20 protein-coding genes and 5 pseudogenes are annotated in these 23,966 nt (G+C 59.7%); 4 read left to right on the top strand and 21 right to left on the bottom strand.

The window, feature by feature from the left end:
• Window positions 1-36 precede the first annotated feature (36 nt).
• From AC0TOF_RS02200 to AC0TOF_RS02120, 17 genes and pseudogenes are all read right to left on the bottom strand, one after another.
• Window positions 37-1,443, bottom strand: a complete 1,407-nt coding sequence (locus AC0TOF_RS02200; RefSeq protein ID WP_473767061.1) for a sensor histidine kinase — start codon at window positions 1,441-1,443, stop codon at window positions 37-39.
• Complete coding sequence (locus AC0TOF_RS02195) at window positions 1,440-2,147, bottom strand: response regulator transcription factor (protein WP_473767060.1); 708 nt, start codon at window positions 2,145-2,147, stop codon at window positions 1,440-1,442. The genes AC0TOF_RS02200 and AC0TOF_RS02195 overlap by 4 nt, the downstream gene beginning before the upstream one ends.
• Before the next feature lie 90 nt (window positions 2,148-2,237).
• Complete coding sequence (locus AC0TOF_RS02190) at window positions 2,238-3,779, bottom strand: Do family serine endopeptidase (protein ID WP_122002661.1); 1,542 nt, start codon at window positions 3,777-3,779, stop codon at window positions 2,238-2,240.
• Between the two features lie 167 nt (window positions 3,780-3,946).
• Window positions 3,947-4,423 carry a cytochrome c-type biogenesis protein gene (locus AC0TOF_RS02185; protein WP_473767059.1) on the bottom strand — a complete coding sequence of 159 codons (477 nt, stop codon included), beginning with the start codon at window positions 4,421-4,423 and terminating at the stop codon, window positions 3,947-3,949.
• Window positions 4,420-6,411, bottom strand: a complete 1,992-nt coding sequence (locus AC0TOF_RS02180) for a heme lyase CcmF/NrfE family subunit (RefSeq protein ID WP_473767058.1) — start codon at window positions 6,409-6,411, stop codon at window positions 4,420-4,422. The genes AC0TOF_RS02185 and AC0TOF_RS02180 overlap by 4 nt, the downstream gene beginning before the upstream one ends.
• A 118-nt stretch (window positions 6,412-6,529) precedes the next feature.
• Window positions 6,530-7,027: a cytochrome c maturation protein CcmE gene (ccmE, locus tag AC0TOF_RS02175; RefSeq protein ID WP_122002664.1), complete on the bottom strand. Its 498-nt coding sequence runs from the start codon at window positions 7,025-7,027 to the stop codon at window positions 6,530-6,532.
• Entirely contained in the window at window positions 7,024-8,166 is a 1,143-nt protein-coding gene (ccmI, locus tag AC0TOF_RS02170; RefSeq protein WP_473767057.1) for a c-type cytochrome biogenesis protein CcmI, read from the bottom strand. Before ccmI ends, ccmE begins: the two co-directional genes overlap by 4 nt.
• Before the next feature lie 94 nt (window positions 8,167-8,260).
• Window positions 8,261-8,716, bottom strand: a complete 456-nt coding sequence (locus AC0TOF_RS02165) for a hypothetical protein (protein ID WP_473767056.1) — start codon at window positions 8,714-8,716, stop codon at window positions 8,261-8,263.
• A 360-nt stretch (window positions 8,717-9,076) separates the two neighbouring features.
• Window positions 9,077-10,375 (bottom strand): ATP-binding protein, encoded by a 1,299-nt coding sequence (locus AC0TOF_RS02160; protein ID WP_473767055.1) that lies wholly within the window; start codon window positions 10,373-10,375, stop codon window positions 9,077-9,079.
• Between the two features lie 86 nt (window positions 10,376-10,461).
• On the bottom strand, window positions 10,462-11,151 hold the full coding sequence (locus tag AC0TOF_RS02155; protein ID WP_122002668.1) for a response regulator transcription factor: 690 nt from the start codon (window positions 11,149-11,151) through the stop codon (window positions 10,462-10,464).
• 47 nt (window positions 11,152-11,198) lie between these two features.
• A complete protein-coding gene (locus AC0TOF_RS02150) occupies window positions 11,199-11,495 on the bottom strand; it encodes a hypothetical protein (protein ID WP_473767078.1) in 297 nt (98 codons plus the stop codon).
• Window positions 11,496-11,600: 105 nt separating this feature from the next.
• Window positions 11,601-11,792 (bottom strand): annotated as a pseudogene (locus AC0TOF_RS02145) (hypothetical protein); the annotation flags it as partial.
• A gap of 104 nt (window positions 11,793-11,896) precedes the next feature.
• A complete protein-coding gene (locus AC0TOF_RS02140) occupies window positions 11,897-12,643 on the bottom strand; it encodes a GTA baseplate fiber-binding domain-containing protein (RefSeq protein ID WP_473767054.1) in 747 nt (248 codons plus the stop codon).
• Between the two features lie 149 nt (window positions 12,644-12,792).
• Window positions 12,793-12,969: pseudogene (locus AC0TOF_RS02135) on the bottom strand (HK97 family phage prohead protease); the annotation flags it as partial.
• Window positions 12,956-13,333 (bottom strand): DUF6107 family protein, encoded by a 378-nt coding sequence (locus AC0TOF_RS02130; protein ID WP_473767053.1) that lies wholly within the window; start codon window positions 13,331-13,333, stop codon window positions 12,956-12,958. The pseudogene AC0TOF_RS02135 and the gene AC0TOF_RS02130, both read right to left, overlap by 14 nt.
• Window positions 13,330-14,517: pseudogene (locus AC0TOF_RS02125) on the bottom strand (phage portal protein). Before AC0TOF_RS02125 ends, AC0TOF_RS02130 begins: the two are co-directional and overlap by 4 nt.
• 88 nt (window positions 14,518-14,605) lie before the next feature.
• Window positions 14,606-15,212: pseudogene (locus tag AC0TOF_RS02120) on the bottom strand (phage terminase large subunit family protein); the annotation flags it as partial.
• A 699-nt stretch (window positions 15,213-15,911) separates the two neighbouring features.
• Between AC0TOF_RS02120 and AC0TOF_RS02115 the strand changes: the two are divergent.
• From AC0TOF_RS02115 to AC0TOF_RS02100, 4 genes are all read left to right on the top strand, one after another.
• A complete protein-coding gene (locus tag AC0TOF_RS02115) occupies window positions 15,912-18,068 on the top strand; it encodes a penicillin-binding protein 1A (protein ID WP_473767052.1) in 2,157 nt (718 codons plus the stop codon).
• Window positions 18,069-18,074: 6 nt separating this feature from the next.
• A complete protein-coding gene (locus AC0TOF_RS02110) occupies window positions 18,075-18,677 on the top strand; it encodes a DUF1214 domain-containing protein (protein ID WP_473767051.1) in 603 nt (200 codons plus the stop codon).
• Window positions 18,670-19,212, top strand: a complete 543-nt coding sequence (locus AC0TOF_RS02105) for a DUF1254 domain-containing protein (RefSeq protein WP_473767050.1) — start codon at window positions 18,670-18,672, stop codon at window positions 19,210-19,212. Before AC0TOF_RS02110 ends, AC0TOF_RS02105 begins: the two co-directional genes overlap by 8 nt.
• Before the next feature lie 195 nt (window positions 19,213-19,407).
• On the top strand, window positions 19,408-20,445 hold the full coding sequence (locus tag AC0TOF_RS02100; protein WP_473767049.1) for a DUF2336 domain-containing protein: 1,038 nt from the start codon (window positions 19,408-19,410) through the stop codon (window positions 20,443-20,445).
• A 4-nt stretch (window positions 20,446-20,449) separates the two neighbouring features.
• Here AC0TOF_RS02100 and AC0TOF_RS02095 read toward each other — a convergent pair whose 3' ends face one another.
• From AC0TOF_RS02095 to AC0TOF_RS02080, 4 genes and pseudogenes are all read right to left on the bottom strand, one after another.
• Window positions 20,450-20,809: a DUF1491 family protein gene (locus AC0TOF_RS02095; protein ID WP_473767048.1), complete on the bottom strand. Its 360-nt coding sequence runs from the start codon at window positions 20,807-20,809 to the stop codon at window positions 20,450-20,452.
• Between the two features lie 10 nt (window positions 20,810-20,819).
• On the bottom strand, window positions 20,820-21,803 hold the full coding sequence (locus AC0TOF_RS02090) for a peptidoglycan-binding domain-containing protein (protein WP_473767047.1): 984 nt from the start codon (window positions 21,801-21,803) through the stop codon (window positions 20,820-20,822).
• On the bottom strand, window positions 21,778-23,598 hold the full coding sequence (locus tag AC0TOF_RS02085; protein ID WP_473767046.1) for a sensor histidine kinase: 1,821 nt from the start codon (window positions 23,596-23,598) through the stop codon (window positions 21,778-21,780). The genes AC0TOF_RS02090 and AC0TOF_RS02085 overlap by 26 nt, the downstream gene beginning before the upstream one ends.
• 14 nt (window positions 23,599-23,612) lie before the next feature.
• Window positions 23,613-23,966, bottom strand: a pseudogene (locus AC0TOF_RS02080) (hypothetical protein); the annotation flags it as partial.

Here is a 23,966-nt window from a genome sequence, read left to right as displayed (position 1 = left end):
CAAGTCTCGATGAGTCAAACTCAACGAGACCTGGTATTATTCGACCTTGTCCGAGGGCAACGGAAACTCCAATACGGCGCGCAGGCCCGGATCGTTGCCTTCCAGACGAAGTGCGCCACCGTGCAATTTCATCACGGCCTTGGCAAGACTTAAACCGAGGCCCGAACCGGGCTGTGTGCGGCTCTCCTCAAGACGAACAAACCGTTCCGTCGCCTGTTCGCGTTTATCTTCAGGAATGCCGGGTCCGTTGTCGGCAACAATGATGCGGACCCAGTTCGGATCACGCTCCATCGAAAGACTAACGGTCGCAGTCTGCCCATCACCGCCCGCATACTTAATTGCATTGTCGACGAGATTGGAAATCGTCTGTCCAACCAGTTCGCGATTGATATGAAGCGCGACCTCGTCCAGATTGCCAAGCGTGAGGTTCACGCCCGTATCCTCGGCAACAGGCTCATACATTTCGGCCACGTCGCGAAGGATCGGCGCTACCGGCATGTTCTCCAGATTTTCGGACGAATAGCCTGCTTCCAGACGTGAAATCATCAGGATTGCGTTGAAGGTCCGGATCAATTGATCCGACTCGCCAATGATATCTTCGAGCGCCTCACGATATTCAGGCCCGGCCTTCTTGCCGGAAAGGGCTTCTTCCGCACGATTGCGCAGGCGCGTCAGCGGCGTTTTGAGATCATGCGCGATATTGTCCGAGACCTGTTTCAGCCCCTCGTTCAATTCCAGAATTTTGCCGAGCATGACGTTGAGATTGCCCGACAGGCGGTCGAACTCGTCACCGGAACCGTTGACCGGAAGCCTGCCCGTCAAATCGCCATCCATGATGCGCTGCGAGGCTCGTGAAACCTCATCGATACGCTTCAATGCGCGCCGCCCGACAAACAGCCAGATCAGGAGCGCCCCAACGCCCATGATGCCCAGCGCCAGCATTAACGACTGGCGAATAATGTCACGGAACCGCTCCGGCTCACCGAGATCACGGCCGACCAGCAGCCTCATGCCGTTCGGCAATGCGATCACGACAGCAATAGCGCGGTGCTCCGTCTCGGTGCCCTGCTCGCCATAACGCCTATATTTGAACCCACGTTCGATAACGCCATCTGTGTCTAGAACACCGGGTTCCACGCTTTCGACATTGCCCGAAAGAACGCGCCCTGTCGGGTCGGCCACCAGATAGAGGTAAGCGCCCGGCTGGCGCGAACGATAATCGATTGTCCGCACAAGTTGCGGAATGCCGCCTCGCGCATAGCTCTTGCCGATACTGGCAACTTCCTCGCCCAGCGACTGCTGGGTCTGCGCGGTCAGCATGGAGGCCGACAGATTGGTCATATAGAAGACCAGCGCCACCGCGCCCACAATGAACAGCAGCAGATAAAGCGTCGATAGCCGAACGGCGGTTGTGCGCATGAGCGCTGAAAAGCGGCTCATCAATCCTCCTTGGCGGCTGCGGATTGCTTGGCCCGCCCTGCCTTCAGCATGTAACCGGCGCCGCGCACCGTATGAAGCAGCGGAACGTCAAAACCTTTCTCGATCTTCGAACGCAGGCGCGAGATATGCACGTCGATGACGTTGGTCTGCGGATCGAAGTGATAGTCCCAGACATTTTCGAGCAGCATGGTGCGCGTGACGACCTGCCCCGCATGACGCATCAGATATTCGAGGAGACGGAACTCGCGGGGCTGGAGCGTAATATCCACATCCTGACGGCGCGCGGTGTGCGCAAGCCGATCGAGCTCCAGATCGCCGACGCGGTAGATCGTATCCGCCTCACGCGGGCTGGAACGGCGCTGCAGCACCTCCACGCGGGCCAAAAGCTCGGAAAATGCATAGGGTTTGGTCAGATAGTCGTCGCCGCCAGCGCGCAGTCCGGTAACGCGGTCATCCACTTCGCCGAGCGCGGAAAGGATCAGTACCGGCGTTTCCATTCCCTTGGCGCGCAACGCAGCCACGACGGAAAGACCATCGCGCTTCGGCAGCATACGATCGACGACGAGAACGTCGTAGCTTCCATTTTCGGCCAGCGCATAGCCGGTCTCGCCGTCACCGGCGATATCGGCGGAATGTCCGGCCTCCGTGAAGGCCTTCTCCAGATAGCGGGCCGCTTCGCGGTCGTCTTCAATAACGAGAATCTTCATGGCGCTACTTATAATCCGATTGGTGACAAGGCGATGCCAGGCGGTGCGCCGCCTGGCATCAAATTGCTGAGCCTCAAGGGGTGCCGATCATCATCCCTGATCGATCGGCAAGGCCACGAAGCGGCTTTGATCGTTGCTCTGCAATTGCAGCAGCACTGCCTTGCGACCCGACTTTTCGGCTTCGCTGATGGCGTTGTTGATGTCCTTGGCGCTCTTCACCGTCTGATTGTTGACACTCACGATGATGTCACCTGAACGGATACCGCGGTCGGAGGCATCGCTGTCAGGATCGACATCGGTTACCACCACGCCGTTTCCGTCTTCAGACGGTGTCACGGTCAGGCCATAGGAGTCGAGGGTCTCGTTCTGGCCACCGCTGCCGTTATCGCCCGAAGGGCTGGTCGCCTTGCCGAGATCGCCCGGCATCGCCTCGATGGTGATATTGATTTCCTCGGCCTTGTTCTTGCGCCAGACGGTGAGCGCCGCCTTTTCACCAGGAACGATGCCGGCAACCTTACGCGCCAGATCGCGAGGGTCCTGCACGGTTTCGCCATTGACAGCCGTGATCACGTCACCCGACTGAATGCCGGCCTTGGCAGCAGGACCATCCTTCTGCGGCGAAGCGACGAGTGCGCCCTTCTCTTCGGCAAGGCCTAGCGAAGCGGCGATATCCTTCGTCACCGGCTGTATCTGGACACCGATCCAGCCCCGTTCCACCGAGCCCTTCTTGATGAGCTGGTCAACAACCTGCTTCGCGGTGGATGCCGGGATTGCGAAGGCAATGCCCACGCTGCCGCCCGAAGGCGAGAAGATGGCCGTGTTGATGCCGATCACCTGACCGGACAGATTGAAGGCCGGACCACCGGAATTGCCCTTGTTCACGGCTGCGTCGATCTGGATGAAGTCATCGTAAGGACCGGCACCGATATCGCGGCCGCGAGCCGACACGATACCGGAGGTCACCGTGCCGCCGAGGCCAAACGGATTACCGACAGCCACAACCCAGTCACCGACGCGGATCTTGTTATCGTCGCCGAATGCGACATAGGTGAACTTCTTCTTCGGATCGTTGACCTTGAGCACAGCCAGATCGGTGCGCGGGTCGGTGCCGATCAGCTTGGCATCAAGTTCGGTGCCATCGTCCATGACCACGCTATAGGCATCGCCATCGGAAACGACGTGATTATTGGTGACGACATAGCCGTCTTCAGAGATGAAGAAGCCAGACCCTTGGGCGACCGGGCGTTCATGACCCGGACGTGGGCCTCGCTTGCCACGGCGATCGGGGCGTGCATCGCCACGCGGGTCCATGCCGAAATCACGGAAGAAGCGCTTGAGCGGATGGTCGTCCGGAAGCTGGTCGAAGCCGGGAGGGCCCGAGAACTGGCCGCCGCGATCGGCAGTCTGCTGCACGTCCTTCTTGACACGGACACTGACGACAGCCGGACGAACCTTCTCAACCAGATCGGCAAAACCCGCAGCCTGCGGCGGCGGCGTCACCTGAACGGCATCCGCGCGGGCGTCGTTGAGCGCGCCGAGCGGCCCAGTCGCGACGAAACCACCAGCGAGAACAGCCGAAAGTGCAATCGCGGCAACGCCCTTGCGATAGTTGGAAATCCTGGCTCTGGACATTTATTTCTCCTTACGAGCAGTAATCCGGCCGCTGCCCTGATCATTCAGGAAACGCAGGCCCGTGAAACCTTTATAGAGCGTAAGATAGATAGGACTACCTTACCGCTCCGTTTCCACAACATGAAAGTTTCGTAAGGTTGCGAATGTCGGTCAAAGGCGACCGATGGTCACTTGCCGTCCAGCAGGCGCGAGAGTTCGGCCTTTTCGCTTTCCGTAAGCGGCTTTGGCGCTTCACCCGCCTGCCGGCGTCCGCGAAAGGCGAAAACCAGCGCTACAGCACCGATCAGCAATATGACGACGGGAAAACCCCACAGAAGGATGGTGCGCGCGTTGAGACGCGGCTTCAAAAGAACGAATTCACCATAACGGTCGACGATGAAATCCATCACCTGTTCGTTACTATCGCCTTCTTTCAGCCGGTCACGCACGAGAATGCGGAGATCGCGGGCAAGTTCGGCATTGGAGTCGTCGATCGATTCGTTCTGGCAGACCATGCAGCGCAGTTCGCCGGAGATGGCGCGAGCGCGCTTTTCAAGCGCCGGATCGGACAGGACTTCATCCGGATTGACCGCAAGCGCCGCAGTCCCTTGAATAGCCAGGGCAGCGCCTAGCAAAAGTGCCGCAAATGCCGAACGCTTTTTCATGCTGCGGCCTCCGCCTCTTGTCGAGCCGATTTGCGGCTGCGCGACGGCGCGCCGACCCGGAGGCGACGATCCGCCAGGGAGAAGAGCGCACCCACCATCATGACAAGCGCGCCGTACCAGATGAGCGTCACATCGGGCTTCCACCATATGCGCACCACGACCGAACCATCGCCCGGTTCATCGCCGAGCGCGACATAGACCTGGCTGAACCACAGCGTTTTGATGCCTGATTCTGTCGTCGGCATCTGGCGTGCCGGGAAGAAACGCTTGGACGGTTCGATCTGTCCAAGGCTGCGCGAGCTGGAATCCAGCAGCGTGAACGTGCCGCGATTTTCGGTAAAGTTCGAGCCGGTCAGCGGGCGAAGGCCTTCAAAGCGCAGCGTGTAGTCCTGCACCTTGGCGGTATCGCCTGGACGCATGATCAGCACATTCTCCGTACCGAAGGTGGTCACACTCACAATGCCGAGCAGTGTCACGCCAAGTCCGATATGGGCAAGTGCGGTACCGAAGACCGAGCGCGGCAAACCCTTGAAGCGCGCCAACGCCTTGCTCGCGGAGACCTTGCCTATGCCAGCCTTTAGAACGAGGTCCGTCAGGCTGCCGAAAATCAGCCATGCCGCAAGCCCGATGCCGCAGGCGGCGAGAACCGATTTCGCCGAGGTGCTCCACAGAACGATTGCCGCAGCCACAAGCGAGAGCGCGAAAGCCGTCATCAACCGTTGCGACACGCCGTAAAGATCGCCGCGTTTCCAGGCGAGCAGCGGACCGAAGGGAACCGCAAACAGAAGCGGGATCATCAGCGGGCCGAACGTCATGTTGAAGAACGGCGCGCCAACGGAAATCTTGTCACCCGTCATCACTTCCAGCAGCAGCGGATAAAGCGTGCCGATCAGCACGGTCGCAGCCGCGGTCGTCAGGAACAGATTGTTGAAGACGAGCGCGCCTTCACGCGAAATCGGATGAAAGATGCCGCCTGCCGTCAGGCTCTGCACCCGGAGCGCGAAAAGCGACAGCGAACCGCCAATGAAGATTGCAAGGATCGCCAGAATGAAAAGGCCGCGTCCCGGATCGGTGGCGAAGCTGTGAACCGAAGTCAGAACGCCGGAGCGGACGAGGAAGGTGCCAAGCAGCGACAGCGAAAAAGTGAGGATCGCAAGCAGCACGGTCCAGATTTTCAGCGCCGAGCGCTTTTCCATGACGAGTGCTGAATGGAGCAGCGCGGTGCCGACCAGCCAGGGCATAAAGGATGCATTTTCAACCGGATCCCAGAACCACCAGCCGCCCCATCCAAGCTCGTAATAGGCCCAGTAGGAACCCATGGCGATGCCGCCGGTCAGGAACATCCATGCGACAAGCGCCCACGGACGCACCCAGCGCGCCCATGCAGCATCGAGACGCCCTTCGATCAACGCCGCCACGGCAAAGGAGAAGCACACCGAAAAACCAACATAGCCCAGATAAAGCAGCGGCGGATGGATCGCGAGACCGATGTCCTGAAGGATCGGATTGAGGTCGCCGCCCTCCATCGGGGCCGGGAAAATACGTGTGAACGGGTTCGAGGTGAAGATGATGAATGCCAGAAAGGCGACACCGATCCAGCCCTGCACGGCGAGCACATTGGCGCGCAGCGTTTCCGGCAGATTGCCGGAAAAGGCTGCGACCAGCGCGCTGAAGAAGGTGAGAATAAACACCCATAGCAGCATGGAGCCTTCGTGATTGCCCCAGACGCCGGTGATTTTATAGAGAAGTGGCTTTTGCGAGTGCGAGTTCTCAACCACGTTGAGGACCGAGAAATCCGACACGACATAGGCATGAACGAGCACCGCCGATGCAAGGCAGATCAGCGCGAAGACGGCAATCGCCGTCGGCACGGCGACCGCCATGAGCTGTGTGTCGCGACGATGCGCGCCGACCACCGGCACGATCGATTGGACAATCGACAGTGCCAATGCCAGAACCAGAGCAAAATGGCCGATCTCGACGCTCATTTGCAGTCTCCATCAGGCACGCAACCGGACATCGCCGGTTTGGGTGCGCCAATCATTTGTTTTTACGCATTCCCGAACGCAAAACCGTTTCAAACTTTTGCTGGAAATGCACTTTCCGTTACTTGCCTTCCCAGACGCCCTTTTCCTTCAGGCTGTCTGCAAGGTCCTTGGGAATATAATTCTCATCGTGTTTCGCCAGCACGTTGTCGGCGCGGAAAACTCCGCCGTCTCCGAAACGCCCTTCGGCGACGACGCCCTGCCCTTCACGGAAGAGATCAGGCGGAATGCCCTCGAACACGACCTTCACGGTCTTGATCGTATCGGTCACAGTGAAACGCAGTTCGCTGCCCTCGCGGCTGACGGACCCTTCCTCCACGAGACCGCCGAGACGAAACCGCGAGCCGGAGGCCATATCCTGTTCCGTCAGATCGGCTGGCGTGCGGAAGAAGCGGATATCCTGACTGAAAGCCATCAGCATCAGCCCCACCGCCACGGCCAGAACCGCCAGCGCACCGCCGATCAGAAACAGGCGCTTGCGCTTTCTCTGGCTGACGGTACGGGCGAAATTAGCCGTCGGTTTGCTTTTGCGTGCGTTATCATCTGCGGTCGCGCTCATTTTTGTGCGTCCCCTGCCTTTGGCTCTAGTCCAAGGCCAGCTGCGAAACTCTCAAGGTTCGTCCGGCTCTCGCCTTCGAGGGCTGTCATTCCGCGATCAAGAGCGTCAAGCGCTGCATCGCGGCGGTTGAGGATCATATAGGAGCGCACAAGGCGCTTCCAGCCTTCGACATCACCACTATTCTGGCGAAGACTTTCATCAAGACGTTGAACCATGCCTTCGATCATCGCTTGACGGTCTTCGGGGCTGAGCGTCGAAGCGGCATCAACGTCGTCAGCGGTCGGACCCTTCGGCTGCTGCTGACCGGCTGCGGGATCGCGAAGCCGGGCGATAGCCTGTTCGATCTGGCCGCGCCACGGCGCATCGGCGGGCGCTTTATCGAGGAAAGCCTGCAGGCGATTGGCTGCCAAATCCATGCGACCATCCTGCATTTCGCCCTGTGCGAGATAGAATTGCGGGCGCACGTCATTGGGTTCGAGATCGGCTGCTTTCTTGAAAAAGCCTTCGGCCTCGGCAGTAACGGTGCCACCCGAAGCGGTAGCAAGCGCTTCACCCAGTCCCAGGACGCGGGGGAAATTCTCGCCCGCGATACGAATGGAACTGCGATAGGCATTGACGGCATCCGCAGCGCGGCCAAGCCGCAGATAAATCGGCGCCAGCACATCCCATCCGCGCACATCGTCGGGTTTCTGCGCCAGATGCGCTTCGGCACGCGCCACCAACTCATCGACAGAGCCACGATCCGCGCTCGCCGAAAGCCGCTCGGCGAGCGGCATGGACGGCATGTCCGGCTTTCCGAACAGCGGGTAGACGCCCCAGGCAACCAGCGGCACTGCAAGCACGGCCAGAAAAGCCAGCAACCGGCCCGGCATCGTTTTGCCTGCGGCTTCAGCAGCTTCTCTCGCTGACTTTTCGGCATTCAAAATGCGACGTGAAATTTCGATGCGCGCCTGCTCGGCGCTTTGCGGGTCGATCATGCCGCGCGCAGCGTCAGCTTCGACCTCGCGCAACTGGTCCCGATAGACCTCAAGATCGTTTTTCTCGGCAGGCAGGAATGCCTGTTTGCGCCGCGTGAGAGGCAACAAAACAACCAGAGTGGCTGCCAATGTCAATAGTGCTGCAATAAGCCAGAATCCCATGGCTACGACTTAAGCGCAGCCAAGGGAAAAACCAACCACTACCTGCAGTAAGTTGCCACCTAGGGCAATTCGCCGCAAAGGTAAGGTTGAGGAATCAGGTCAGCGGGGTCCAGCTGCCGTCCGGATTGCGACATGCCGTTCCGCGCGACGTCTGCTGCGATCCGCCAATGGTGAAGCTGTGCGAATACTGACGGCAATTCTGCGAGCCGACCTGATAGGGCTGTGCCGCCGTCACATCACCGGAATTCGATCCGCTGCCGCTCCACGATACGGCCTTGCCTGCGGGCGAATATTCAAGCGCGCGATATTCCGCCTCCAGCGCCTTCTTGCGGTCGGCTGCATTCAGTTGATTTGCAGAGCCCCCGAGAAGACCATTGCCGAGCGGCGTCAACAGGCTGGTTTCGGGCTTCTGCGCCGCAGAGCCGCCGCCCAGCGAGCCTAGCCCGACCCCCTTGCCGGTGGTCGTGCCACAAGCTGACAATGCAAGCGCTACGGCAAACATCGTCGAAGCAACTGAAACCGGGTGAGACAACCTGGACACCATCACCATAACAACCAGCCTTCATAAACAATTAGCATGCACACTATAACGGCATGTGGCTTTTCAATTTATCTTCTAGAGCGGACCCTGTTAAGACGAAATCATGGATCCGCTCTATCTCTTGGTTTTTACGCATTATCCAACGCAAAACCGCTTCGCACCTTTGCTGGAAATGCTCTGTCTTTACGCATTGTCCGACGCAAAACCGCTTCGCACTTTTGCTGGAAATGCTCTGTCTTTACGCATTGTCCGACGCAAAACCGCTTCGCACTTTTGCTGGAAATGCTCTGTCTTTACGCATTATCCGACGCAGAACCGCTTCGCACTTTTGCTGGAAATGCTTAGTTCGCTTTCAGCCAAAAACAACCGTCAATCTTCCGTCAGGGGCAACAGGACCCGGACTCCCAGTCCGCCGAACGAACTCTTGCCCAGATGCAAGCCACCGCCATATTCGCGCACGGTATCCTGTACGATTGCCAGCCCCAGCCCGGTTCCGGGCTTCGTTTCGTCAACGCGACTGCCACGTTTCAGCGCCGCCTCGATCTTGTCGGATGCCAGCCCCGGCCCGTCATCTTCGATCAGGATTTCGAACTGGCGTTGCTCGCCAGCAACAAGGGCAAGCCGGATATTGATGCGTTTGCGGCCCCATTTACCGGCATTCTCCAGCAGGTTTCCGACGATTTCTTCCAGGTCCTCGCGCTCGCCCGCGAAAACCGCATCAGGCAAATCGTTCCGCAAAGTGACGTTGAAAGCCGGATTGAGTTTAGCTGTCACCCGCTGCATACGCTCCAGAACCGGCGTTACAGGCGTGCGGAACACGACACTGTCGCGTTGGGCTGCAATGCGTGCGCGTTGCAGATAATGCTGGATCTGCACCTGCATCGCTTCGCTTTGCTCCTGGACGATGCGTCCGTGTTCGCCACCCATGCTCCGCGCTTCATTGACCAGCACCGAAAGCGGTGTCTTGAGAGAATGGGCGAGATTGCCGACCTGCGTTCGCGACCGTTCCATGATGCGGCGATTATTTTCGATCAGCGCGTTCATTTCCGTGGCGAGCGGCGCAATCTCGACGGGCAGCGACGCATCGAGCTTTGACGAGCGTCCTTCGCGAATGTCGGCCAGCGACTGACGTACCTTGTCGAGCGGACGCAGGCCGAACAGGATCACGGCGGCGTTTATGAGAATGCTGCCAATGCCGAAAATCGCCAGATAGATGGCGAGGCGGGTTCTGAAATCGGATATTTCCTTCAAAATCTCGCTGAGATTGCCCATGACACGAAAGCGCGCCACGCGATTGACGCTATCCAGCACCACTTCGGTTTCGACGATGAAAAGCTCCTCGCCATCAAGACCGGGCAAGGTGTAACTGCGCATGAAGGAACTGTCGAAAGGGGCCTGCGAGACCGGCATTTCCGGCACGATGCGCCCCAGTAGCGAGGGCGACTCCAGCTTTCCGGTGAGATTTGGCGTGACGGGATCGACTGACCAGTACCAGCCGGACAGCGGGCTGGAATAGCGCAGTTCTCCCAGTTCCGGGCGCCCCTGCAATGCACCTTCGCCCGACGTGCTGACAGCGCCGACAAGGCTGAACAGATGGGCGGTCAAGAGCCGCTCAAAATTGCTGCGCGCAGCCTCGCCGTATAGGGAGCCGATAAAGGTCGCCACCACCACAAGGGCGACGATGACCCAGATCGTTGAGAGGGTGACGACGCGGACCGCGAGCGAACGCAGTGGAGGAAAGGCGCGAAGAAGCTTCAGCTGTCGTCGCCTTTCGTTTCGCCCCCGCCTTCCGAACGGATGCGGTAGCCCATGCCGCGCACGGTCTCGATCAGGTCCACGCCCATCTTCTTGCGCAGGCGACCGACAAAGACTTCGATCGTGTTGGAATCGCGGTCAAAATCCTGATCGTAAAGGTGCTCCACCAGTTCGGTGCGTGACACCACTTCATCCATATGGTGCATCAGATAGGACAAAAGCCGGTATTCGTGCGAGGTCAGCTTGAGCGCGACGCCGTTGATGCTGGCTTTCGATGTTTTCGTATCGAGATAGAGCGGCCCGCAGACAAGTTCGGACGATGCATGGCCAGCCGCACGACGGATCAGCGCGCGCAACCGCGCCAGCACTTCCTCTATATGGAAAGGCTTGGCGACATAGTCGTCGGCGCCCGCGTCGATCCCGGCGACCTTGTCGCTCCAGCGGTCACGGGCGGTGAGCATGAGAACGGGCATGGTGCGGCCACTACGCCGCCAGCGCTCCACGACACTGATGCCGTCCATGCGCGGCAGGCCAATGTCGAGCACGACCGCATCATAAGGCTCGGTATCGCCGAGATAATGCCCTTCTTCGCCGTCATAGGCGCGGTCAACCACATAACCGGCAGCAGCCATTGCTTCCGCAAGCTGCCGGTTCAGGTCCTTGTCGTCTTCAACGATCAGGATACGCAAGCGAAGGTTCTCCCCTCAATAAATGCAGAACAGCAACGAAACCGTTGTTATTGAGCGGGAACAGCCACTTCAACGCGGCGCGGACGTTCGCCATCACGGCCCGGCACCAGCACGACGATGACACACATGGGGCGACCATTTTGCGTCGTAGCGGTTGCCTTGGCCAGCTGGCCACCCTGCTGGGCGGCCACCTGTTCGCCGACCGCGGCACAATCACTGGCGGCAGCGACAACGAGATTGGACTTCTGCGGCGCAGTCATCGGCAATGCACCGGCACTGACCGGCAGCAAGCCAATACTAACCGCGAGAAGCGCGAAAACTTTGAGAGCAGGGTTCTTTTTCATCATGCCGCCTTATATAGCGCCCAACAGCTGAATGATGCATGAACAACCAAACCTCTTGCCGGGCCCAAAGGAAAAATCAGCCTCTGACTATCACGGTTTGTGTAATTATGAAATGCGTGATGTTGCCCCGATACGCCCGATAATCGTAACAATTCCGGCAATTGCGGTCGCCAGTTGCAGCAAAACATCCGTTAACGCGCCCTGATCGATCATATCGGTAGCCACACCGAAAACACCGGCAAGCGAAAGAAAAAACGCAACGAGACCTACCCAGACCGTGCGCGAAAGATACCAAGATCATTACGGGGACGTCGAGGCGCGCAAAATCGCCCGGCCCGCTCTTTGCGCCGATCATCGCAACCCGAAACTGGAAAGCAGCCCCGAATGCCTCATTGCCAAGATCAGCTTGCCTTTCCCCCGCGCCATAAATCCATGATGGTGTCGATGTCTGGCTGCCTCGCACCAGCGGTGTCGTTCCGCCAGATTTCGATGCGGTAGGCCTCGCGTTCCTCGCCAAGCGGAATATCTTCGAAAGACCAGTTATCGGGCCAACCGTCGGCATCGATCCGCCCGCGCCTGATCCAGTTGAAGGACAGGTCGTCATTCGCCAGCCGCCCCACTTTCAAATGGACGGGGCTGAGCGGACGCAAGCCCCGCAGACCGCCGCTCGACCGGACCGTATCGAAAAACTCGTCCGAAAAGGCCTTGCCCGCCGTCCCGACACGCCAGTTCAGCTCAAGCCCGATTTCGGAGACCTGCAAACTGGCTGGCACAACCGCGCCGTCCAGCAATATGAAGGGTGTTTCAGCTTCCTTCGTGAACGATGCGGCCAGTTCCGTCCCCAATTGTCCGCGCAAAAGGCGCGTCAGTTTCCAGCGGTTCAGACCAATTTCCTCCGCATCCAGAAACTGGAAGACTTCCCATTCGCCATTCTGTGCCTGCAATAAAGCCGTATCGCCTCCGTTCAGTATCTGCGCCATTGGCCGCGATTGCAGCTCGCCGGAATAAAGCGCAACTTCAACCGACTGCCCTTCAATAAGGCGTCCGCTGGGAGCGCCTTCCAGCGGCGCGGTCAGTTCGCCCATGATTGCACGATCCTGCACGATGATCCGCTCCGCAAAGCCGTCTTCCGAGGGCGACGCGAACACAGCCGCGCCGCGCCATGGCTTTGCATGACAGGCGATGCGGAATTTTCCGGCCGGCTCCTCCGCGCCTAGCTAGAGCGCCAAATCGATCAGATGAAAGATCGGCTTCGTATCAAGAGCCGGACCGCCGCCGGGACTGGTCGGCGTTTTGCCCTGATCGGCAAAGCGCCCTTGGCAAGCGAGCGGGAAACAGCACCTCGTTCGATCACGTCAAGGCCGATCGGCGAGACCGTAAATACTTGCATAACCGGAAAAGCTGCCGTCCAGCTCCACCTCCTCAATGGCAAGCGCGGCTTGTTCGTTTCCAGCCGCAAATCACGTATCGCCATTCTGTCCCTTTTCCTCCGGCAGAATTCCCGGTATCGCGGCCTGTTTCAGCCGTTCGGAAAAGCGCTTGAAGATGCCGAGCGCCGACCAGGCAGCAAGGCTTGCAGCAGCCGAACCCATCAGCATCAGCTCGGCCCGGCTAAGCAAGCCGCCGAGAGCCAGGGTTTCGGATAACTTGACGCCCGCCGCGCCGCCGAAAACCATGCCGCAGATGATGCCGACCGCGAAACGGTTTGCCGCTTCGCGCTTTCCGTGCGGCAGCATATAGCCGAGCGAGACGGCGGAGCCTGCCACCGCGCCCGCCACCTTGGCGAACCATATCCAGGCCGCTTCCGAAGCAAAAACTGCATCGTTGAGGTTGCTCATGACAGTCTCCTGACTGAATGCGGCTGATAGCCCACCCCGCATCCCATTTTTTCGTCGGTGAGAAACGACGCCTCGGAAATGCGCCGCCACAGCGATTCCCGCTCGCGTGACAGGCCTTCCACACCGTCGATATCGTGCTCAAGTCGCAGATCGTCGCCGAAATGCGGCCCAAGCCATCCGGAAAATGCCTTGGCCGTGCGCCCAATCAACGGCAGCACCGTTACCCGATAGAAGGCGCGATTGGCTTCCGCATAATTGGCATAGGTGTTGTCGCCCGGTATGCCGAGCAGCATTGGCGGCACTCCGAAGGCCAGCGCGATGTCACGGGCAGCGCCATTTTTGGCTTCGATAAAATCCATGTCCTGCGTGCTTTAGCCCATCGCCTACCAGTCCATGCCGCCTTCCAGAAGCAGCGGACGCCCGGCATCCGAAACACCGGTAAAACCCTCCTCTAGTTCTTCCTTGAGCCGCGCGAACTGCTCCTCCGTCAGATTGCCGTCATCCTTCGGCGCATAGACCAGCGCGTCGGAAGGCCGCGCCGAATTGTCCAGAAGCGCCTTGTTCCACGCGCCTGCCGCATTGTGGAGATCGAGCGCCATCAGGGCCGCTTCCAGCGGGGGAAACCCGTAATGGTCAACCAACGGATGAAACAACTTGAGCTGCAAGGCAACCGCCCCGCCGCTGCCAAGGGAAAAGCCGCTTGCCGGCATTGCTCATTAGCGCCTGTGGCCAGCCATCCGTGTCCGTTTCGACGCTGACCCGTTCCGGGCGCAAAAGATGCAGTTCCATGCGGCCGTTCGGCAGTTCGACATAGGCATTGCCGGAAATCAGCCAATGCCCGTGTAGCCGCTCGAAAAATGTCGTTCCGTCCAACCTGCATTGAGGGCGAGTAATGACGTCGAGCAGCGGATGCGTTTCGTGTTCCGTCATGCCTTCATAAAGCAGCCACAGCACATTGCTTGCCGCTTCCTCAATCATGCGCACGCAGCGATGGGCGACCGGATTGCGCATGAAGCCTTCACGCGCCAGCGGCGTATAATCCCGCGCAATCCACGATGCGCCGTGATCCATATGCAGCGCGACAAATCCGTTCGCCATTCTGTCTGACGCGGCGCGTCGGACTTCACCGCTGATACGGGCGTGCTTCGTCGCCCCAGCCATTTTCGGACCCAGTTCCATGCCATCCTATGGCTTCTCCAACTCTAAAATAAATCAGCCAAACCGGCGTATACGCGGTTTGTGTTCGGTGCCGAGCATCAGTTCGGTGAGGGCTCAGACCAGTGCATCGAGCCTGTCCGGCGAACATCCGACGGACAGACCGCCCGGTGCGAAGTCGCACATTTCATCCTCCAGCGCCGGGAACCGCCCGGCATGGCGGATTCGGCCCTGCTCATAGAGTGCGGCCGCTGGCTCCGCCCGCAAAAACCTTTCCCCGCGAGGCGTGGCGCTTGAGAACCGGCACACTCGCATCTTCCGGTCGCACCATCTTGCCGCTCTGATTGACCTCCGCGACAATCCCATCGGCCTGATGTGCGTGGAAAAGCGAAATCGCCTTTCGCGCCCATTGCTGCGGCTTGGCGGCTTTCATGCCGGCACCGCCGAGCACGTGGCCTTTTCCTTCATCGTCGAGACCGGCAACGACGATACCGCAGGCATCCGACGCCTTGCCGGACGAGGCAGGCGGGTCAATAGCCACGACGATACGAACCAGTTCCGGGGCCTCAGTCTCGAAACAGCGTTCGATAAGATCACGTGACCAAAGCGCATCGGCACGTTCCTCGATCAGTTCCCCATCGAGTTCCTGCCGTCCAAGACGTGTCCCGCCATGGCGTTCATTGATGCTCTGTACGAAGCCTTGCGCGAGATTGGCTGCGTTCTCGCCGTCCAGGATCTCCCGCGCCCGACTTTGTGCAAGTTCGTCTATCCTCCTGCTTATGCGCATCAATGCCTTGCGCGTGTCGCTCAACGAGGCAACCGCATGGCTGGCCGGCTGTTGGCTGGCGGGCCTGTCCTCGGCGGTGAGTTCACCAACGGACTTGACGGCGCGGGCAAGCGCCATCAGCGCTTCGGACTTGCTTTTGACCGGCAGGTCGCCGCCCTCCAGCAGCCGTGTCAGTTCTGTCTGAAGTCGCTCCAGAATTGCATCGCGTGACCTCTTCTGCGAATCAGCCGCCGCAGTCAAACGAGCCAGATTCAGGCGATTCAGACGGTTGAGATACTGGCTTATCGAAACAGACAGCAATGCCGCGATATCCGCGGGGTCAATGCCGTGCGCAATCTGCAATTGATGCGCCAGACAGATGCGGGCTTCGCTGGCTCCTCAGGGTTATGCACACCAAATATCTACTGGGGTATATAGCAGAACCGGCGACGGTCACACTTTGTCTACCGTAGATAAAACCTAGCAAAGCACCGTCACGCAGTCAAGGACTATTTTCCTATTAATTGTTTTTTTTCCTACATGCGAAAAGCCGCTCGTGCTTTAACCATTTCACATGAGCTGTGGCTTATTTATCTGCTATGATGGATGAGAAAGTTCCGCCTGTCTCCGAAACCAACCGTGCCGAAGTCAGTGTTCATGCGTAGAACGGCAGATAAAGATTCCGGAAACGAGAAGCGCAAACCGTTCAGGGTTTCGCGCCTGATCGGGCTTGACGCATGGATCGACTCCACCCTCTACAGCCTGCGGTACAATCTCGGTGAATGGTGGGAGAACATCACTGTCTTCTCGCGTCGTTTTCGCGTGCGCGGTTTCCGGCGTTTCGTGGTCGAAGTTCTCGACGAAGGATTTACACTTGGGGTCGGCGGTGCGGTGCTGATGCTGATTCTGGCCGTGCCCGCTTTCGAGGAGAGCAAGAAAGACTGGCGCGCGCAGGACGATTATGCCGTTACCTTCCTCGACCGTTACGGCAACGAAATCGGCCAGCGCGGTATCCTGCATCGCCAGGCTGTGCCGATCGATGAATTGCCCGATCATGTCATCAAGGCCGTGCTCGGCACCGAGGACCGGCGCTTTTTCGATCATTACGGCATCGACTTCTGGGGCCTGACCCGCGCGTTCAGCCAGAACATGCGCGCCAATGGCGTCGTTCAGGGCGGCTCGACCATCACCCAGCAGCTTGCCAAGAACCTTTTCCTCTCCAACGAGCGCACCATCGAGCGCAAGATCAAGGAAGCCTTTCTCGCGCTCTGGCTGGAAAGCAATATGAGCAAGAAGGAAATCCTTCAGCTCTATCTCGACCGCGCCTATATGGGCGGCGGCACATTCGGCATCGCAGCCGCTTCGGAATTTTATTTCGGCAAGAACATCAAGGACGTTTCACTCGCCGAGGCCGCGATGCTGGCGGGGCTGTTCAAGGCTCCGGCCAAGTTCGCGCCGCATGTCAACCTGCCCGCGGCACGTGCGCGCGCCAATGTCGTGCTTTCCAACATGGTTGAAAGCGGTTTCCTGAGCGAGGGACAAGTGGCCGTCGCGCGCCGCCATCCGGCCAGCGTCATCGACCGCGCCAAGAATGAAAGCCCCGACTATTTCCTCGACTGGGCTTTCGAGGAAGTAAAAAAGGTCGCCGCCAATATTCCGCAGCACACGCTGATCGTGCGCACGACGCTGGACCGCAATATCCAGAAGGCGGCGGAAGAGTCGCTCGAATATCATCTGCGCCAGTTTGGCAAGGATTATAATGTTTCGGAAGCGGCGACAGTGGTGATCGCCAATGACGGCTCGGTCCGTGCACTGGTCGGCGGGCGGGACTATGGCGAAAGCCAGTTCAACCGCGCCACCAAGGCGCTGCGGCAGGCCGGTTCGTCCTTCAAGCCCTATGTCTATGCGGCGGCGATGGAAAAGGGCCTGACGCCCAGCACCATCGTTTCGGACGCCCCGATCAGCTGGGGCAACTGGTCGCCGCGCAATTATGGCCGCAGTTTCGCGGGCCGCGTGGACCTGACGACTGCGCTCGTCCGTTCGTTGAACAGCGTGCCGGTGCGGCTGGCGCGCGATTATCTGACCACGGCCCCCATCGTCGCGCTGACCAAGGCGATGGGCGTGGAATCGCCGATCTCGTCGCACAAGACCATGGTGCTCGGCACATCGGAAATGACGGTGATGGACCAGGCAACAGGCTTCAACGTGTTTCCGAATGCGGGCATGGCTGGCAATCGCCATGCGTTTACGCAGATCGTTTCCCCGGACGGCAAGGTGTTGTGGGATTTTCGGCGCGATGCCCCGAAGCCGCACAGGGCGCTGTCGGAAAAGGCGGCGCTTGAAATGAACTCCATGCTGGTGCAGGTGCCCGAGCGCGGCACCGGACGCCGCGCCGCACTGCCGATGACGCGGGTTGGCGGCAAGACCGGCACGACGCAGAATTATCGCGACGCATGGTTTGTCGGCTTTACCGGCAATTTCACGGCGGCGGTGTGGTTCGGCAACGACAATTTCACCCCCATGAAGGAAATGACCGGCGGCGTTCTGCCCGCCATGGCCTGGCAGCGGATGATGGCCTATGCGCATCAGAACATCGAACTGAAGCCCATACCCGGCGTGACGCCGCCCTTCCCCGCGCCGCCCAAGAAGAGCGAGCCGCAAGTTGCCACCGCCAAGCCGGAAGAAGTGATGGCCGCGCCGCCGCGCGTGCTTTCGCCCCTGTCGACAAAAATCATCAAGGAACTGCATGACCGCTTCCTTGCAGCCCCGCCTCTGCCTAAGATCGCCGGGCGCACGAAAATATCGGTACTCTGAGGGGCGATGTTCAAGCGGATATTCTACACGGCGATTGTGCTTGTGCTGGCGCTCGGCGGCGGCATCTGGAGCGTCGACCAGATTCTCGACCGCTTCGAGGGGTTCGGTGAACTCCGCGTTGGAATCTGGAGCGCCTATCCGGCGGCAGGCACGCCCGATGCGGACCCCTATGCCAAGGCTCGCGCTGCCCGAAAAGCCTATCTGGCGCTTGGAACGGCTGAAGGCCTGCCGTTCTACGCGCGCACCGATACCAGCGGTCGCACGCTTCGGCGCGGATGCACTTATCGCCTGAGCGGCATGACGCCGCCCGCCCGCTTCTGGACCCTCTATCCCGCCACGACCGACCTCGAACCGATCAGGCCGCGCGAGGGGTTGCAGGAAGCGCTGCATTCCCGTGAAGTGCTTTATGACGATGACGGCAGCGTCACGATCACAATCGGCCCCGATGCCGCGCCGGGCAATTGGCTCCCCATCGAAGGGAGCGGCGATTTCGTTCTCGTCATGACGCTTTACGACACGCCCGCAGCGTCCTCTTCCGGCCTCACCGATCCGGTCATGCCAACGCTCGCCCGTATCGCCGGGGCAAATCCGGGAGCGTGCCGTGGCTAGGATTTTCCACCTCGTCCTTCTCGGCCTCGTCGGTGCTGCGATTGTTCATATCGCTGTGCTCTTCCTCGTTCCCTTTTATTCCGACAAGAATGCCTGGTCGCGGATTGAAGCAGAAAGCGAGCCCTACCGGTTCCACCGGCTCAACGAAAAGACCGGCCCGATCAGCGACAGCGATCCGCTTGTGCAGCAAGCCACCTGCCGCTTCGATCTTGCCGATGGTCCCGTGCACATCACGACCGGCGCAACCGTGCCTTACTGGTCGCTTTCGATCTACGCGCCCAACGGGGACAATCTCTACAGCCTCAACGACAGCGTTTCCAATGAGCGCAAGCTCGACCTGATCCTTGCCGACCCCATAGGCATGGCCAGTCTTCGTTCGGATGGCTCACAGGCCGATGCACGTTCGATCCTGATCGAGCAGAATATCGGTGAAGGTGTCGCCGTGCTGCGCGCCTTCGTGCCCGATGCCACGTGGAACAGGCAAGTGCAGGGCTTCTTTACCGAAGCGCGCTGCGCGCCGTTTGAAGGACCCTGACTGCGCCCCGGCCCTCAGGCATCAGTGCAACCAAATGCTGTTTCTTTATGGCACGGTTAATGAGTTGCTAAGGCTTCAACGCTACTATCCGCAATACCGACCCATGCGGGGTGCATTTTCGCGCAAACCGGCTGCTGCCGGATGCGTGATCTGCGATTGGGGCGGGTGAGTTGTGTGCCTACCGGAGTATTCTGCGTGACAAATGATCAGTTCCGCGCCCTGGAGGATATTTCAGGCCACCGGAGCCCGTCGGATTCAAAAGCGGGGAGAGCCAAGGCGGACGACCTTCTGGCGGCCGCGATTTCGGCATTCGCGGGCATCACGCGCCCCGGACGGCAGGATATGCAGCAGCTCGAAGATCTCGCCCTGCCGCTTCTGGAATGCGCTTCCACACGCGGCAAGCGCCACGCAGCCAATGCGCTGGCACAGCTGGAAGACGCGCCGCGTCGCCTCATTCTGGCGCTGGCCGACCAGCCCGTCGAAATCTCCGCGCCCATCCTGTTGCGCTCTCCCCTTCTGCGCCCTTCCGACCTGATCGAGATCATCGGCAAGAACGGTCTTGCCCATGCGCGCGCCATTGCGCGGCGCCAATCGGGCGATGTGCTTCTGCAAGGCGTGCTGCGCAGTTTTGCCGATCCAGTCATCGACCGCACGCTGGCGCTTCAGGAAAACCTCGCCAATATCGAGGCCGAGCCACTTGAAAAGCCGGATGTGCCTGACCTTTCCGCCGCCAGAGCGCCATTGATGAAGGAAGGCAGTTCCGAGCGGCTGGCACGCGCGCTGCAACAGCCATTTTACGAAGCGGGTGCGACCGGTTCACAGCATCTCATCGATACCGCGCTTCTGATCGACGGCCAGTTTTTCCGCAACGCACTGGCCGATGCGCTCGATCTTTCGTTCGAACGCTCCGACGCGATCATCGGCCAGTGGCCGGATTCGCATCTGCCGATTGCGCTGAAGGCGCTCGGATTGTCGCCAGCGGAATGCTATCTCACCATGACTGCCATTCTGGGGCCGATCGATGCCAACCGCGACAGCCTGCGTGAGTTTGTCCATATCTATCGCTCCATCGACCGCGAAAAGGCGATGGCGCTCGTGCGGCGCTGGAAGGCGGAAGACATGTCAGCCATGCTGCGCGGCAAGCTGCGCGAAATGGCGGAAGCCGAAGACGACACCCCGCTCGTGGATGCGGCCAATTCCGATCATCCCTCCCAGCAGCGGTTGGTAAAATAAACCGTCAGTAAGACGCTTCTCCGTCCTGCGAAATCGGGAACAGTGCCGACGCGTCGGCAATATCTTCCAGTTCGACCAGCCACAGATCGGGGTCGAAACGGGTTTCCCGCGCCATGCGGTCACTTGCCGCCATGTCATCGGCGTCGTGAAGAATGCGCAGGAACATGCGCTCCCCGTCATTATCCTCTTCATAGGAGGTTTGCGGCGCGGGCGAATATAAATCGCATGTGCCGAAGCGCGAGCTTACCTTGATGAAAATCGCGCCCGCTTCCGGGGACCCGCGACGGGCGAGATAGGCAAAGCCGCCCTCGCCCTGCACCTTGCGGATCAGGGCCGAAACCCAGAAATCGGATGTCAGGCGCATAGGGCATCCATCAGCTTATCAGGCCGATCTCACGCATCTTGGCGATGAGCGTTCCATCGATTTCGCCTGTCACGGGCAAGCTGAACAGTTTCTGGAATTCGCGCACCGCTTCCTGTGTCGACTTGCCGGGCTGTCCGTTCACCGGCACCGTGTCGTTGCCGAATGCCTTCAGTCCGGCCTGCACGCGGATAATATCCTGCGAACTCACTTTTCCCGATTGGATGGCGGGCGTTGCCGCAACCTGCTTTTTGGCCGCCGGTTTTTCATAGGAAGCAAGGTCAGGCTTCGGCTTTGAAACTGTTTCCGATTTCAAAACGGCAGGCTGCGGGCGCGGCGACGGAACCGCGACCTCGATGGCTTTTGCCACATCATCCTGAGCCGGGCTACGGTCCAAATTGCTGTTTTGGGCACCGGCCAGCAATTGCGCAGGGATGTTGGCCTCCTGCACGCCGAGCTTTTGCTGCAAGGCGCGCCAGCGTTCCACCGCTTCGCGGGTCTGCGGCCCGGTGAACCCATCCACCGGCCCCTTGTAGATGCCCAGCGTCGAAAGCCGCTGTTGCAGCCGCGCGATTTCCAGATCGGCGTTGGGCGCAAGTGCCGGCAGCATGTCATCCACCGATGCGCTCATGTTCAGCCGGTCCGTCGCCAGGCTGGCGGTTTCCTGCGTTGGGGCGGTCTCGCTCTTCGCGGTTTCAGCCGGTTTCGGGGCGTTGTCACTCGCTGCCGCCGTTCCCGGCAGCACCTCGCGCGGGGTCGGCTTGAACACGAAATCCGGCCTGGTGCGGAAAAACACAGCGTTGTGCGCCTCCGGCTGATACCAGAGCGCATTGGCCGAAACGAAACTCATGACCACCAGAAACGCGGTTGCCCCGCCGGTCAGGACGGGGTTGCGCGCGATGAAATCTCCGGCAGCGATCGCAAGCGCCGAGGCCGACGTGAAGAAGAAATGGAGGAGCCGCGATCCGAGACTACGCCGTTTTGCGGGCTTGCGCATTTTTCTGCTCCCGGATTTCGTCGTTCTGCCAGTCATGTCGCCTTTCTCCCTGGTGACGGTGCATGTCGATCACCGTGCCAAGCTCCTGATGTTCGTCTTCTCCCATCACAAATTGCGGACCTGCCACCGGAAGGCGGACAGTGACGACCGTGCCTTCGCCGGGGCAGCTTTTCAGTTGCATCGTTCCCTGATGCAGCTCCACAAGCCCCTTGACCACCGAAAGGCCGAGGCCGCTTCCTTCCTGTGCGCGCGCATAATTATTGTTGGCGCGCACGAATGGCGTGCCGATGCGCTGCATGTCTTCCGGCTCAATGCCGATGCCCGTATCCGACACGCTGAATTCCAGCATCGCACGGCCTTCAGCCACCACGCGCGCTGCATCGATGGTGACGCAGCCGCCGCTTTGCGTGAACTTCACCGCATTTCCGGCGAGGTTGAGCAGGATCTGCTGGATGGCGCGGCGATCGGCCACCAGTTCGCCAATGCCGTTGCCGACGCGATGGCAAAAGGCAACGCCCTTCTTCTCGGCCAGCGGCAGCATGACGGCGGTGCACATTTCAGCCGCTTCACGGAAGGCAAGCCTCTGCGGATCGATGCTGTAATTGCCGGTTTCCAGACGCGAATTGTCGAGAACGGCGTTCACAAGATCCAGCAGATAATGGCCGGACTGATGAATGAGCCCCGCATATTCGCGCTGCTTCTCATTGGCCAGCTTGCCGCCCATTTCATGCGACAGCATGTCGGAAAAGCCGATGATGGAATTGAGCGGCGTGCGCAGTTCGTGGCTCACGGCTGCGAGCAGACGGCCCTTGCCGATGCGCTCCGATTCCAGTTCCGCTTTCAGCGTGGCAATCTCGTCCAGAAGCTTCTGCTCGCCTTCAAGCGAACGGCCAATCAGGGTGACGGCGTCAGCGCTTGCGGCGCCTTCAAGCCGATAGGTGCGGAAGACGGTCTCGCCATTTTCGATGGAACGAAGGCGCACGTCGATCTTGCGCACCGAGGCACCGGCGCGAAGATCGGCCAGAAGCGAAAGATATTCAACGCGGTCGGCCACATGCACGCGGTCGATCAGGGCCGTGCCTTCCAGCATTTTCGGCTGCACGCCCAGAAGCTTTGCGGAGTTCGCGTCGACCGAAGACACTACGCCATCCGCATCGAGGCAAAACTGCACGTCACCGGCAGCAACCGCGATCTGCGGTGCGCCGACCTTGATCTCGGCAGGTTTGGCAGCGCTCACAAAGCCACGCGCAACAAGGCTTGCGGCATAAAGGACAAGAACAGCGACAGACACATAGCTGCCGCCGGAAATAGCGCCGCCGCTTGCGGTCGCAAGGAAACCCAGAATCATTGCGGCGAATGCTGCGCCTGCGGCGGAAGCGCCCCGCTTGCGGGTCGCGAACCAGACCTCAAGCGGCAGGCCTGCCGCCATCAGCCACAGGACCGCATTGCCATGCGAAAAGGCGCCGATGGCAGCGAGACCCGCGCCATAGGCAGCGAAGTTCAGGCCAGCCAGAACGGGCGCAGCGACGCCCATCAGCGACAGCGCGCATAGGATCATGGCGACGCCTGCAAAGCTGGCGGCGAGAATCGCAAATTCCGTGAAGCCCGGCGTTACGCCGGAGCCAAGCACCGCAGCACACAGCAGGACCGGCACGGTGATGACCGAGCCGATGACACGTATGGAGGCCGCGTCGGGTGTGGATGCCCAGCGGCGGCAGAAACGTTCGTAAAAACGGCTGATCGCCTGCACATTCGTGCGGACGGCTTCGGCTGTTTTCAAAAGAATGGCGTTCAACGTGCCCTACTCACTCAATACTCTTGCATGGTCAAAACCGGAAAGCCGACGCACTTCCAGCCAGCAACAGATTGCAGCCGAGGCTTTAAAGAAACGATAAAGCGGAGCCGCCCAAAGCGGATAAGTGATGTGCCGGGGGTGCTTTTCTGTCTATGGTAAACAGAGTGTAGCAATCGGCGAAATGATATTGCTGCCCGATGCAATCTTAGGCTGTAGAGACGGATTACCTCATGGTTCGGTATGAGCGAAAATGGTTCAGCTTTAGGAGCGAAACCGAAGATGGGGTGGTTCCCCCATTGAGGTTTTGCGACGCCAAGATGGGACATTTTCGTCATATCGCGAAGCGACGTGGTGTATTTTCCCTCTGA

It is taken from the genome of Ochrobactrum sp. PL_is501, assembly GCF_055816895.1.
The sequence above is the reverse complement of the archived record's forward strand: the minus strand, read 5'-3'. Positions and strand labels throughout refer to the sequence as shown.